At 72.0% G+C, this 13,109-nt stretch carries 13 protein-coding genes; 8 read left to right on the plus strand and 5 right to left on the minus strand.

Annotation, left to right across the window (positions count from 1 at the left end):
- Window positions 1-21: 21 nt before the first annotated feature.
- Window positions 22-312: a LuxR C-terminal-related transcriptional regulator gene (locus tag OG867_RS13805; protein WP_406285457.1), complete on the plus strand. Its 291-nt coding sequence runs from the start codon at window positions 22-24 to the stop codon at window positions 310-312.
- Between the two features lie 72 nt (window positions 313-384).
- Here OG867_RS13805 and OG867_RS13810 read toward each other — a convergent pair whose 3' ends face one another.
- Complete coding sequence (locus OG867_RS13810; RefSeq protein WP_018101528.1) at window positions 385-768, minus strand: cold-shock protein; 384 nt, start codon at window positions 766-768, stop codon at window positions 385-387.
- 200 nt (window positions 769-968) lie between these two features.
- Between OG867_RS13810 and OG867_RS13815 the strand changes: the two genes are divergently transcribed.
- The 5 genes from OG867_RS13815 to OG867_RS13835 all read left to right on the plus strand — a co-directional run bounded on the left by OG867_RS13815 (window position 969) and on the right by OG867_RS13835 (window position 5,204).
- Complete coding sequence (locus OG867_RS13815) at window positions 969-1,193, plus strand: hypothetical protein (RefSeq protein ID WP_328901497.1); 225 nt, start codon at window positions 969-971, stop codon at window positions 1,191-1,193.
- 290 nt (window positions 1,194-1,483) lie between these two features.
- The gene (locus tag OG867_RS13820; RefSeq protein ID WP_406285460.1) at window positions 1,484-1,924 is read left to right on the plus strand and encodes a hypothetical protein; all 441 of its coding nucleotides are present in this window, start codon (window positions 1,484-1,486) and stop codon (window positions 1,922-1,924) included.
- Window positions 1,921-2,934 (plus strand): hypothetical protein, encoded by a 1,014-nt coding sequence (locus OG867_RS13825; protein WP_328901494.1) that lies wholly within the window; start codon window positions 1,921-1,923, stop codon window positions 2,932-2,934. The genes OG867_RS13820 and OG867_RS13825 overlap by 4 nt, the downstream gene beginning before the upstream one ends.
- Before the next feature lie 35 nt (window positions 2,935-2,969).
- Window positions 2,970-4,400, plus strand: coding sequence for a DUF6177 family protein (locus OG867_RS13830; protein ID WP_406285462.1), 1,431 nt, complete (start codon window positions 2,970-2,972; stop codon window positions 4,398-4,400).
- Window positions 4,401-4,463: 63 nt separating this feature from the next.
- The gene (locus OG867_RS13835) at window positions 4,464-5,204 is read left to right on the plus strand and encodes a glycosyltransferase (RefSeq protein ID WP_328901492.1); all 741 of its coding nucleotides are present in this window, start codon (window positions 4,464-4,466) and stop codon (window positions 5,202-5,204) included.
- On the opposite strand, the gene OG867_RS13840 is transcribed toward OG867_RS13835, so the two are convergent.
- Both OG867_RS13840 and OG867_RS13845 read right to left on the minus strand, forming a co-directional pair.
- Window positions 5,201-5,827 carry an HAD family hydrolase gene (locus OG867_RS13840; RefSeq protein WP_406285465.1) on the minus strand — a complete coding sequence of 209 codons (627 nt, stop codon included), beginning with the start codon at window positions 5,825-5,827 and terminating at the stop codon, window positions 5,201-5,203. The two genes, OG867_RS13835 and OG867_RS13840, sit on opposite strands and share 4 nt — an antisense overlap.
- Before the next feature lie 44 nt (window positions 5,828-5,871).
- Window positions 5,872-6,945: a hypothetical protein gene (locus OG867_RS13845; protein WP_406285467.1), complete on the minus strand. Its 1,074-nt coding sequence runs from the start codon at window positions 6,943-6,945 to the stop codon at window positions 5,872-5,874.
- Between the two features lie 85 nt (window positions 6,946-7,030).
- Between OG867_RS13845 and OG867_RS13850 the strand changes: the two genes are divergently transcribed.
- Window positions 7,031-9,472, plus strand: a complete 2,442-nt coding sequence (locus OG867_RS13850; RefSeq protein ID WP_328901489.1) for a helicase C-terminal domain-containing protein — start codon at window positions 7,031-7,033, stop codon at window positions 9,470-9,472.
- 46 nt (window positions 9,473-9,518) lie between these two features.
- Here the strand turns inward: OG867_RS13850 and OG867_RS13855 are convergent, their stop codons facing one another.
- Complete coding sequence (locus OG867_RS13855; RefSeq protein ID WP_406285470.1) at window positions 9,519-9,629, minus strand: SHOCT domain-containing protein; 111 nt, start codon at window positions 9,627-9,629, stop codon at window positions 9,519-9,521.
- 152 nt (window positions 9,630-9,781) lie between these two features.
- Window positions 9,782-11,422 carry a recombinase family protein gene (locus OG867_RS13860; protein WP_328901488.1) on the minus strand — a complete coding sequence of 547 codons (1,641 nt, stop codon included), beginning with the start codon at window positions 11,420-11,422 and terminating at the stop codon, window positions 9,782-9,784.
- On the opposite strand from OG867_RS13860, the gene OG867_RS13865 reads away from it, so the two are divergent.
- Window positions 11,400-13,091, plus strand: a complete 1,692-nt coding sequence (locus OG867_RS13865) for a DNA repair helicase XPB (protein WP_406285473.1) — start codon at window positions 11,400-11,402, stop codon at window positions 13,089-13,091. The genes OG867_RS13860 and OG867_RS13865 overlap by 23 nt on opposite strands.
- The last annotated feature ends 18 nt before the right edge of the window (window positions 13,092-13,109 follow it).

The raw sequence follows: 13,109 nt of genomic DNA on the forward strand, positions 1-13,109 counted from the left end.
TAGCGATCCCCGGGGGGGGAAATGAGTAAGTCGGACATAGGTAACGGAGTCAACGAAAGAGAGCTAAGGCTCCTGCAACTCCTGTATTCCGGATATGAGGACGCCCGGGCGGCGCGCGCCCTGGGTCTGAGCCATCGCACCGTGCAGCGTGATGTGAAAGGGCTGATGCTCAAGGTCGGCGTGAACAGCAGGCTGGCGCTCGGCGCACGGGCGCAGGAACTCGGCTGGCTCGACCGGCCCCGTGGGAGCAGTGAGGGCCGCCGCCCCGGAGCACCGTGGGAGCAGGGGGTGGCCGGCCGGGATGCGGCCTAGGTGTTCTGTCCGGGGGCGGACACGGCTGTGGGCGCCCCCGGCCGGGGACGCCCACACCGCGATAGGTCGCTGCTATACGTCGAGCTGGTCCGCGACCGCTCTCAGGAGGCCGGCGATCTTGGCGCCCGCCGCCTTGTCGGGGTAGCGGCCGCGCTCCAGCATCGGCGTGATGTTCTCCAGGACGGTCGTCAGGTCCTGGACGATCGAGGCCAGCTCGTCCGGCTTGCGGCGCTGGGCGGCCGCGACGGACGGGGTCGGGTCGAGGATCGACACGGAGAGCGCCTGGTCACCGCGCTGCCCGGCGACCACGCCGAATTCGACGCGCTGACCGGGCTTGAGAGCGTCGACCCCGGCGGGGAGCACGGACGAGTGCACGAAGACGTCGCTGCCGTCGTCGCGGGAGAGGAAGCCGAAGCCCTTCTCGCTGTTGAACCACTTGACCTTGCCAGTCGGCAAAGCACGCACCCCATCTCAACCCGTATGCCGGAACGAATGCCCTCAGCAGGTCAGGCCGTCCTGTGGTCGTGCTCCCCTGCTGGCTGAAGCCTCCACAGGGGAAGTACCCCTCGTCAAGCCTGGTCATCCGGACTGTGTCCGGAAACGGCACCTGCGTCACCCGGACACGGTTCCGCCCGCTCGGGAACTACCCTGACGGGGTGAGTACCTCATCTTCCGGCGCGGGCGACCGGCTGGTCCGGACCGGCGCGATCGTCTTCTTCATCGGCGCCCTCTCCACCCTCGCCACCATGGCCCCGCTCTTCCTCGGCACCCATCCGCTGCCGTCCATCGCCTGGTCCCTCTGCATGCTGATGGGCGTCGGCTTCCTGATCGCCGCGGCAGGCGTGATCCGCTCGGCCCGCGCGGGGTCGCGGGAGCGGTAGCCGCGTCGTCCGGCCTTTGGCCAGAAATGCGTTGCACATGCAACGCACCCCTTGGTAAAGATGGAGCTCCTTGCAGCGCCGTACCGGGGGGACGACATCCGGTTCAGAAGCGAGCCGCTCCAGAACCCGTTCCAGCACATTCGGCTTAGGGCGCTTCCTTCCCGGAACGCTCTGCACGGCGTCGCGGATGCGTTGGGCAGCGCGTCGCCGACATCATCGCTTCGGGCCGGTTCAATCAGGCCGATGAGTACGGCCAGGTCGTCTCCGCTCTGGGAGCGAACAAGGCACACATGTTCCAGCCGTCCGCCGACCAGTTGATCTTCGCGGACAAGCTGGTGGAGAGCGGTGTCCCGGCGCACGCCATCGACTTCGAACAGAAGGTGCCCGTCGGCGCCGATGTGGACATCCGTATCAGGGACGAATCAGGTGATGTGTACGCGTACCAGATGAAGCACCTCAACGATCCGCAGGACCCGGTCAGCGAGATCACGCGGGGCAAGTACTTGTTGCAGTTGGCCATCGCCGACGCAGACCACTCCGTGATGCTCGTGGACGGAGGGCGGGGAACCGTGCGGGACTGGATGACCAACGGCTCCTACGATGAGCTCCTGGCCATCCACAACGGCGCGCGGGGACGCAAGGGCACAGGCATCACGTTTGTCATCCGGCTGGAGGACGGCAGTCTCGTCATTCCGCCGGGCAGTCGCACCGACCCCAAGGACATGTTGTGATCACCTCGACCCCTGTCGGCGAGTGGGTGTGGGAACTCTCCACGAACAGTGACGAATTCCGCCCCAGCGATGCCGCACGGACTGCGGCGGGACTGTGGGGCCGGCTGGCGGACCAGGGCCTCGCCGCATCGGGCGGGACGGCTGCTCTGCGGGTCTCCGGCCGGAGCAACCCGCGGGACATCCGGATGGAGCTGAGCGGGCTGGGCCTCGGAGCGCCGCCATGGGCACCGGCTTCGCCCTTCGCCCGGGCGGTGCGGGAGGCGGACGCGCTGGAAGGGGACCTCGTCGTCGTCATTCGTGTCGAGTGCCCCGGCACGTGGCTGGAGCCCGGGGGCTCCCACCGTGCCGAAAGGCTGTTCGCCGTTCAGGTGGAGGTGTGGGGCGGCACCCTGCTGGTCACGACGCTGGAGACGTACTCCGATGCCTGGCTGACGATGGACACCCGCGGCCGGGAACAGCCCGAGGTGTACGCGTTGAACGCACCCCGGCTCGCCGCCGCGCTCGACGGCATCTCGGCGCTGCTGGGCGGCCCGCCCGAACCGGGTGAGGAGAATCGGTACGCGGCACCGAGCACGAGCGGATTCCGGGACGTACGGGCCGAAGGTCCCGCCTACGACGATGCCTGGGGGACCTTCGAGACGCTCGACCGCACACGGCTGCTCGACTCCCGCCTGCCCCGGTCCGAGGACGACTACGAGCAGATCGCCGACGGTCCCGTCCGGTACCTCGCGGTTCGGCGGGACGACCGGACCGTGGGATTCGTCTGGGCGGCCGTCAACGATTCCGCCGCCGGGTACGTGCCCCGTACCGCAGCCGGCGACGCGGCATTCGACGCCGGGGCCGCGTGGCTGACGGCTCTCAGGGAGGCCCGCCGGAACGGGCTCACCCCGCTCGCGGCTCTGCGTGGGATCCGGCGCCCGGAACGGCCGGAGGCCGGTGTCATCGCCCAGGATGCTCCCGAGGAAGCGCCGACCCTGGACGCCCTGGAGGAGCTGTCCGGCCGGTACTGACCGCATCGCGCGCCCTCCTCACAAGACGGAGCAGCATGACCCAGGACGTCATCGCCCTCACCCCCCGAATGCCCGACACCAGGACGCTGCTGGCCGGGCTGCACGCCGGCGGGCCCGATCTGCGGGTGGACGAGGCGGGGGACGGCGCCGTCGCACGGTTGTGCACGGACTCCGGGCAGACGCTGGTCTCGCTCGAAGCGCCCCGGTATCTCCAAGTGCCCGGCGAGGTCGAGAGGTTGCTCGGCAAGGGCGTCTGGGACGAGTCGCCCGTGTGGTGGACGGAGGCGCGGGCGTCCAGTGCGGCGGCGGAGGCCGCGCGGCTCGCGGGGTCCGTCGCGGGGCGGCTGGCAGCGGTGCTCGGGGGCGCCGTCTGGCCGCCGGGGGCCGGGCACACCGAGGTGGTGCCCGGCCTCGCGGGGCTCAGCGGTGATACGGCTCCCCCCGGCGTCGATGTTCTCACCGCGAGGGCGGCCGTCGTCATCCAGGGACGTCCCGTCGTGGCCGCGACCACGTGGCTGACCGACGTCGCCCGTAACGCCGTACGCACCGGGCGGGAGCTGCAACTCGTCACGCCGCCGGGCACCCGGCTCACGTTCCCCGTTCACACCCTGCTCGACGGGCTGCCGTCGCGCTGGGTCGTCCGGGACCCGGAGTGCGGCTACTACGACGGCCTCTCCGGGGCTGTACTCGACTGGCATGACGGGCACTTCACCCCCGCCACCACGGATCACGGCGCGCCACGGATCGCGGGGGAATTCCGGCGGCGGGCCGGGGTCGAGGGGGAACGACAGCTGCTCCTCTCCCTCCGCACAATTCATCCGCCCGATGACCGCCTCACCCTGGGCGGCGCACTGGAGCTGGCCTGGCGCACGCTCACGGGAGCGCCGCCCGCCGGATGGTCCACCGCGGAGCCCGTCAACGTGCCCTGGTCGACTCGCCAGTTGACCGAACTGGCCCGCGGGCGCGCCCAGCGGTCCCTGCCGACCTGGGTGGTCGCCGTCGGCAGTTCCGACCGCCCCTCGATCGCCACCGTGCGGGTGTCGCACACCGCTGTCGGCGTCGAGGAACGCGCCACGATCGTGCTCGGCTACGGGCCCGGCCACGACGTGCCTCTGGATCTCGTGCCGGAACTCGCGGCGTCCCTGTGCACCGGGCACGGTCTCGCGTCCATGGTCGTCCAACTGCGGTCCGCCCGGGGCGGCCTGAGCACTCCGGCCCGCTACCAACCACCCTCGGCGCCCGTCTCCTTCACACTGGGGCCCGATGCCGTCGCCGACCTCGACCTCATCGGCACGGCCCTCGCCGGCACCGTGCCGATGCGCCTCGGACCGGCCGCCGGGCCGGGTCTGCACTACGCGCTGGGGGACGGCTGCGACCCGTCCGGCTGGGAACGGCTGCGGGAGATCCATGGGCGCATGAGACGCATCGCACCGACCACCGATTTGGTCCCACCGAAAGCCTTTTGACGGGGTGTCGGGGCTGTGCTTCGCTGCCCCGGGCATGTTGTTCCTCTGCCCGGAAGGCCGCTCATGACCCACCTCTTGTCCCTCATCACCCCCGTCCACCGGGCCGGGCTCGCGTATCTGCGGGAGACGTACGACTCGCTCGCGGGACAGGTTCTGCCCGAGGGGTGGGAGTGGGAGTGGCTGATACAGGAGGACGGCGCGGGGGTCGGGGCGGCGGAGTTCCTGCCGGACGATCCCCGTATCAAGGTCGCCTCCTCCCGGCGCGGCGGGCCGCATGTCTCGCAGACCGTGGCGCTGGGGCGGTCGTACGGGGAACTCGTCAAGACGCTGGACGCCGATGACCTGCTGACCGACGGGGCCCTCGCCCGGGACATCCGGGTGCTGACCGAGCGGCCGGAGGTCGGATGGGTCACCTCGGCCGTCCTGGACCTGATGCCGGACGGCAGCCGCGTCGGCTTCCCGGACCCGGCGGAGGGGCCGGTCGAGCCCGGCGACGTCCTCGCCCACTGGGAGCTGCACCACCGGGCACAGGTCCACCCGGCCACCCTCTGCGTACGCCGTCAGCTCATCGTCGCCCTCGGCGGCTGGACCGCCCTGCCGGCCTCGGGCGACACCGGACTGCTGCTCGGACTCGACGCCTTCAGCCCCGGCTGGTTCCTCGGTGAGGTGGGGCTCCTCTACCGGAAGCACGACGGCCAGATCACCACCGACCCGGCCCACGCACAGGGGCCAGAGTGGGACGCGCGCATGCGGATCATCGGGGAACGGGCCAGAGCGTTCCGGGAGCTGTTCGGGGCGCGTTAGCGCGTGGTGCGCTTCGTGTACGCGTCCAGCCAGGCGGGGAGTTCGGTGAGGGAGGCGAGGACGGTGTGTGCTCCGGCCGTACGCAGTTCCTCCGCGTCGCAGGGGCCCGTCGTGACGCCCACCGGGACGGCGTTCGCGGCCTGGGCGCCTCGGACGTCGCCGATGTGGTCGCCGACGTAGACCGTGGCGCCGTGCTCCTTCAGCGCGATGGCCTTCTGCTCCGCCCAGAGGTCGCCCACGATGACGTCCGGCTCGATGCCGAGGTGGGCCAGGTGCAGCTTGGCGCTCGGCTCGTACTTGGCGGTGACGACCATCGTGCGGCCGCCGCGCTCCCGTATCGCCTCGATCGCCTCCCGGGCGCCAGGCAGGGCGAGGGACGCCTCGATGGCGTACGTGGGGTACAACGCCCGGTACCGGTTCACCATGGCGGGGACGTCGGCGGCGGGGAACCAGTTCGCGAGCTCGTGCTCCAGCGGGGGGCCGAGGCGGCTCACCACGAGATCGGTGTCGATCGGGGTGCCCGTCTCGGCGACGAGGGCCTCGTAGGCGGCCTTGATGCCGGGGCGGGAGTCGATGAGCGTCATGTCCAGGTCGAAGCCGACCGTCAGAGGCGAGGAAGTCATACCCCCATTCTGAACGCCGTACGGACCCGGCGGGCCGCCCCCTGCTACCTCCGCCTCGCCCGCCACATCAGGAACAGCGCTGACGCCACCGCCGCCGCGCGTACCGTGACCGGCCATACGTCGCCCAGAGCGTCCTTCATACCGTGTTCCGGGATCGGGGTGCCCCAGCGGCCGTCCATGCGGCCCCAGAGCCAGACCAGGGCGGCCGCCGCGACCACGCCGGGAAGGCCCATCGCGGCCCACTTCGCTTCCGCGCGGGACAGTTTGCGGGAGCTGTACGCGAGCAGCCAGCCGCCCGCGAGGGCCAGCAGGGAGCCCATCGCGGCGCCCACCACGAGGAGGGCCGCCGCCAGCAGCAGCACGGGGTGGCCGAAGCCCCGGCGGGGAGCCGCCTCGGGGGCCACCGGGACCGGGCGGGCGCGACGGAACCGGCGGCGCGCCTTCTCCGGAGGCGCCTCCGGCTCCGCCTCCTCGTCCGGCGCCTCCTCCTCCGCCTCCTCCTCCGCCTCCTCCTCCGGCTCCTCTTCCTCCTCCGCCTCCGGCGGACGCAGCAGCGCCGGGATCTCGACGCCGCCCCGGAACCCCGGCACCTCCGTACCCGGGCCGAACTCGCCGAACGCCCCGGGCCCCGTCTCACCGAACGGCCCGGGCTCGTCCCGCCACCACTCGCCGTCACCGGCGTCCGCCCCGAGCTCGTCCATGCCCAGCCGGTGCGGGGCGGAGGTGTCGGAGTCGTCCGGTCCCGCCTGCCGCGGCACCGGAGCGCCGGCGTCCGGGGCCGCCCGGCGCGGACCGGCCGCATCCGCATCCGCCCCCCGCCGCCCCCGGCCCCGAAGACTCGCGCGACGCGGTTCAGGGATTTCCCGGGGTTCCGGCGTCTCCGACGCCCCCGTCCTCGCCGCCGCCGCCACCAGTTCGTCCGGGGTGCCGAGGGTGCCGATGAGGCGGCGGACCTGGCCGGGGGTGTGGGCGCCCTGCGCCTCACGGCGGCGGTCGATCTCCGTGCGGAGCTCCGCGACGAGGCGCATTCGGGCGCCCGACGGCAACTGTTGCTGCTGGGCCAGGTCGCCGACCCGGCTCAGATAGTCGTAGACGAGCTGGTCGCTCTCGATCCCCACGCGTCGCTTCCCCTCGGTTCCCCGCCACCGGCCTGCACCGACGGTAGCGCCCTCAGGGCTGTCCGGAGCGGCTACCGTGGGGCGGATGGGGACGACCACACCACCGCGGACGCTCGCCGAGGCGCTGCGCGCCCGGGACGACGAGTCACTGGCCTGGCTGCTGCGGGCGCGGCCCGATCTCCTCTCCCCCGTGCCGGGCGACATCACGCAGCTCGCCACGCGCGCGGGCACCCGCGCGTCCGTCGTACGCGCCCTGGAACGCCTGGACCGGTTCGCCCTCCAGGCCGCCGAGGCGCTCGCGGTGGCGCCCGACCCGGCACCGTACGAGACGCTGCTCGGGCTGCTGACCGGGGACGGGCAGGACGACGGCGAGCAGCGCGACGACGCGGGCGCCGCGATCGTGGCGGCGCTGCCCGGCGCGCTCGGGACCCTGCGCGAGCAGGCGCTCGTGTGGGGCGACGACGACCGGCTCCGGCTCGTACGCACGGCGCGGGAGCTGCTGTCGCCGTCGCCGCAGCACCCCTCCCCCACCGGCCTCGGGCCGACCGTCGCCGAGGCCACCGCGGGCATGTCGCCCGGCCGGCTCCAGGAGATCCTGGCCGCCGCCGGGCTGCCCGCCACGCACGACCCGGTGTCCGCGGTGGCGGCCCTGACCGGGCTGTTCACCGACCGCGCCCGGATGGGCGAGCTGCTGGACACCGCGCCCACGGAGGCCCTGGCGGTGCTCGACCGGCTCGTGTGGGGGCCGCCGTACGGGGAGGTCACGCCGAATCCGACGGCGCCCGTGAAGTGGCTGCGCGACCGGGGGCTGCTGCTGCCCGTCTCGACCCGGACCGTCGTGCTGCCGCGCGAGGCCGCGCTGCATCTGCGGGCCGGGCGCGCCCACCGGACGCCGGAGCCCCGGCCCCCGGTCGTGACCGCCGTCGCCGAACGCGATCCACAGGCTGTGGACAGCGCGGCGGCCGGCCAGGCGTACCTGGCGGTGTCGACCGTCGAGGAGCTGCTGAAGCACTGGAACGGCGGCGGCCCGGCCGTCCTGCGCGCGGGCGGGCTGAGCGTGCGGGAGCTGCGGAAGACGGCCGCCGCGCTGGACGCCCCGGAACCGGCCGCCGCGTTCTGGGTGGAACTCGCTTACGCGGCCGGGCTGCTGGCCTCCGACGGCGAGGCGGACGAGCGGTACGCGCCGACGCCGGCGTCCGACGAGTGGCTGGAGCTGCCCGCGCAGGAGCGCTGGGTCTCCCTCGCGACGGCCTGGCTCACCGCGACCCGGACCTCCGGCCTGGTCGGCGGCCTGGACGCGAAGGGGCGGGCGCTGTCCACGCTCGGCCCTGACCTGGACCGTTCCGCCGCACCGGAGGTACGCCACCGGGTCCTCGCCCTGCTCGACGCGTTGCCCGCCGGTACCGCGCCCGACCCCGAGTCCGTGCTCGCCCGGCTCCGCTGGGAGCGACCGCTGCGCGGGGCCGCCGCCGAGGGGACCACGGATCTGCGGTCCCGGATCGCCCTGTGGACGCTGAACGAGTCGGAGTTCCTGGGCATCACCGGGCGCGGCGCGCTCGCCGCCCAGACGCGCGCCCTGCTCACCGAAGGGCCCGCGAAGGCCGCCGGGCTGCTCGCCCCGCTGCTGCCGGAGCCCCTGGACCACGTCCTGCTCCAGGCCGACCTGACGGCCGTCGCGCCCGGTCCGCTGGAACGCCCGCTGGCCGACCTGCTCGGCACGCTCGCGGACGTCGAGTCCAAGGGCGGGGCGACGGTGTACCGCTTCACGCCCGGGTCCGTACGCCGGGCCCTGGACGCCGGGCAGACCGCCGCCGACCTGCACGCCTTCCTCGCCACGCACAGCCGTACGCCGGTGCCGCAGCCGCTGAGCTATCTCATCGATGACGTGGCCCGCCGCCACGGGCACCTCCGGATCGGCGCCGCGTCCTCGTACGTGCGCTGCGACGACGAGACCGTGCTCGGCGAGATCCTGGCCGACAAGCGGTCCGCCGCGCTGCGGCTGCGCCGGATCGCGCCGACGGTGCTGGCGGCCCGGGCCGATCCGGCGTCCCTGCTCGACGGGCTGCGCGAGATGGGGTACGCCCCCGCCGCGGAGTCCGCCGACGGCGACGTCCTGATCACCCGGGCCGGGGCCCACCGCACCCCGCCCCGGTCCGCGCCCGCCCCCGTCCCCGAGGGCCCGCCCGTGCCGGACACCACCCTGCTCGGCGCGGCGGTCCGGGCGATCCGGGCCGGGGACGACGCGGCGACGGTCGTCCACGCCCAGAAGGACACCGCCGCCGCGACGCCGCCGGGCGCACTGCCCCGCACCACCGCCGCGGAGACCCTGGTCACCGTCCAGGCCGCCGCGATGACCGGCTCCGCGGTGTGGATCGGCTACGTCAACGCGGAGGGCGCCGCGAGCCAGCGCGTGATCGCGCCGGTCCGCGTGGAGGGCGGCTATGTGACGGCGTACGACCACACGGCGGACGAGATCCGCACGTACCCGCTGCACCGGATCACGGGCGTGGCGGAGCTGGCGGAGTAGGGCGCGCGCATCGCCCACTGAACTGCGGGAGCAGGTGGACGCAGATTCACTGACCGAGGATGCGAGACTTTTGCGCGTCGAATTCCTCCGGGGTCAATATGCCGGCCTCGCGGAGGCCCGCTAGCTTGGTCAGCTCGTCCGCTCCCGATGACGGCATGGTGTCGTGTGCGTGCCTCGAGGTGTGCTGAGCCAGGATTGCCGCGTCGAGTTGAGTCCACCAGTACGCCGCCTGAACTGACTCGAGACGGCGGCGCCCCCACTGCGTCCGTCCGGTGAGGGCGACCCCGCGTGTGTTCGATGACGTCGGCGTCAGCCCGGGCTGACAGCTGCCTCGGTCCCCTGTGCGCTCTCCTTCACCGCTGCCGCCCGCCGCATGTGCCCCTCCTCGCCGAAGTGCACCGACAGACGCGACGTGTCCAACTTCTTGCCGCCGCGCCGCGCGGGTGCCACCTCCACGTAGCCTCCCGCGTTCAACAGCAGATCTCGCTTGCCGGCCACGTCCGAGCGCTTCCACTGCTCAGCGTGCGTCTCGCCGGTCGGCTCCGCCTTCATGCCGCCCGGCTTCGCCGTTCGCTGTCTCTCCTTCAAGGTCGCCAGTCGCTCCTCCAGATTGGCGTACTGCGCCGTGTACCGGATCGTTCCGTCGTCGCCCTTGAACAGGCCCCGGTCGTATCGATCCTTTTGCAGATCGGACAATGCGTCCTCGGCCTGCCTGATCTGCGGCCGGAAGTCCTCGCCCGCCTCCTGGACCGTCCGCATCACGGAAAGGTGCCCGTATTCCGCGAGGAACTGCTCGGTGACGTACTCCTCGGTGGTCACCCCCGCCACAGTCGGCCCGTAGCACTTCACGCCCGGCTTCTCCTCCCCCTTCGCCGCCCGCTGGCGGTACTTCAGAGGGCCGATGCACCGGTACCGAAGCTGACCGTTGCGCCCACTGAAGGTGTACATGCGCTCCCCGCAGACGCCGCAGTGCATAACGCCGCGCAATAGCGACGTCCCCTCTCGGCGCTTGTCACCGGGGTTGGCCCGGCGCTCCAACTCGTCCTGGAGTATCTGCCAGGTGTCCGTGTCGAGGATCGGCGGGCGGTTGACCAGAGGGAGACCGTCCGTCCGCAGGATCGGCTTTCCGTCCTCTATGACCTGACCGAGCAACTGGGGGTTGGCCAGCAAGCTCCGCAGCGTCGTCGTGTACCACTGCTTGGAGTCGCTGCGCTTGCCCGTGGTCTGGCGTGAGGAGTGGCCCGGGGAAGGAACACCCTCCCTGTTCAGATTGTTGATGATCTGCATGAGCGAGTCCTTGGCCAGGACCCGCTCCACGATCCGCTTGATCGTCCTGGCCTCGTCCTCGTTGACCGCGAGGACCTTGCCCGCACCGTTGGGATTGGGGATGACCAGGTACCCGTACGGGACCCGACCGCCGGTGTAGCGGCCCTCGCGGCGCAGGTGCTCATGCGCGCTGGACACCCGCATGCCGATGGTGTCGGACTCCAGCTCCGCGAAGACCGCGATCACCTTCGCCATGGCCCGGCCCATGGCCGACGTAAGGTCGAGCGGCTCCGTCGCCGACGCGAGCGCCACGTTCTGGTGCTCGGCGAGTCGCATGATCTCCGCGAAGTCGACCGTCGAGCGCGCAAGTCGGTCGATCTTGAAGAACACGATCACGTCCAGCTCAGCGAGCCTGGTCAGGATGCGTTGCAGGCCCGGCCGATCAAGCCCCCGCGAGAAGCCGGAGACATCGATGTCCTCCTCGATGAATATGACGTCCCAGCCACGTGCCTCACACAGCGCCTCGCATGCCGCTCTCTGGCGCTCAGGAGAAGTCGTCTCGTCCGTTTCACGCGATAGGCGAACATAGATAGCGGCGCGCATCCCCGGCGCGTCGGCCGGTACGCCCTTCCGGCGCCGGGCACGGGGCATAGCCCGAGCCATGGCAGGTGTGGTGTCTGTCACGGCGACAACCCTATTCGCGGAGGTATGCGTGTCCTGCCTAATCGTCCAAAGTGACAAAACCCTCCTCCTCGAAGTCGACCACGCGCAGGCCGACGCCTGCCGTCGGGCCATCGCGCCGTTCGCCGAGCTGGAGCGGGCGCCCGAGCACATCCACACGTACCGGCTGACCCCGCTCGGGCTGTGGAACGCCCGCGCGGCCGGGCACGACGCCGAGCAGGTCGTGGACGCGCTCGTGACGTACTCCCGGTATCCCGTACCGCACGCGCTGCTCGTCGACATCGCCGAGACGATGGACCGCTACGGCCGCCTCACCCTGTCCAAGCACCCCGTGCACGGGCTCGTCCTCACGACGACCGACCGGCCGGTCCTTGAGGAGATCCTCCGGTCGAAGAAGGTCCAGCCCCTGGTCGGGGCGAGGCTCGACCCGGACACGGTCGCCGTGCACCCCTCCGAGCGCGGCCAGGTCAAGCAGACGCTGCTCAAGCTGGGCTGGCCCGCCGAGGACCTCGCCGGTTACGTCGACGGCGAGGCGCACGCGATCGAGCTGGCCGAGAACGGCTGGGCGCTGCGCCCGTACCAGCAGCAGGCCGTCGACGGCTTCTGGCACGGCGGCTCCGGCGTCGTCGTGCTGCCCTGCGGCGCGGGCAAGACGCTCGTCGGCGCGGGCGCGATGGCGCAGGCCAAGGCGACGACGCTGATCCTGGTCACGAACACCGTCTCCGCCCGCCAGTGGAAGCACGAACTGGTGAAGCGGACCTCGCTGACCGAGGACGAGATCGGCGAGTACAGCGGCACGCGCAAGGAGATCCGGCCGGTCACGATCGCCACCTACCAGGTGCTGACGACCCGCCGGAAGGGTGTCTACCCGCACCTGGAGCTGTTCGACTCCCGCGACTGGGGCCTCGTGATCTACGACGAGGTGCACCTGCTCCCCGCCCCCGTCTTCAAGTTCACCGCCGACCTCCAGGCCCGCCGCCGCCTCGGCCTGACCGCGACCCTCGTCCGCGAGGACGGCCGCGAGTCGGACGTCTTCTCGCTCATCGGCCCCAAGCGGTTCGACGCCCCGTGGAAGGAGATCGAGGCGCAGGGCTACATCGCCCCGGCGGACTGCGTCGAGGTCCGGGTCAACCTCACGGACTCGGAGCGGCTGGCGTACGCGACCGCCGAGGCCGAGGAGAAGTACCGGTTCTGCGCGACGACCGCGACGAAGCGGAAGGTCACCGAGGCGCTGGTGCGCAAGCACCAGGGCGAGCAGACCCTGGTCATCGGGCAGTACATCGACCAGCTGGACGAGCTGGGCGAACATCTGGACGCCCCGGTGATCAAGGGCGAGACGAGCAACGCGCAGCGCGAGAAGCTGTTCGAGGCGTTCCGTCAGGGCGAGCTGAACGTGCTCGTGGTGTCGAAGGTGGCGAACTTCTCCATCGACCTGCCGGAGGCCACGGTCGCCATCCAGGTGTCGGGGACCTTCGGTTCGCGCCAGGAGGAGGCCCAGCGCCTGGGCCGGGTGCTCCGGCCGAAGGCCGACGGGCACGAGGCGCGGTTCTACTCGGTCGTCGCGCGCGACACGATCGACCAGGACTTCGCGGCGCACCGTCAGCGGTTCCTGGCCGAGCAGGGCTACGCGTACCGCATCGTGGACGCGGACGAGCTGCTGTCGGACAGCTGAGGGAGGGGCACGGGTGCG

Origin of the sequence: Streptomyces sp. NBC_00209 (assembly GCF_045206345.1) — a bacterium.
Classification (GTDB): domain Bacteria; phylum Actinomycetota; class Actinomycetes; order Streptomycetales; family Streptomycetaceae; genus Streptomyces.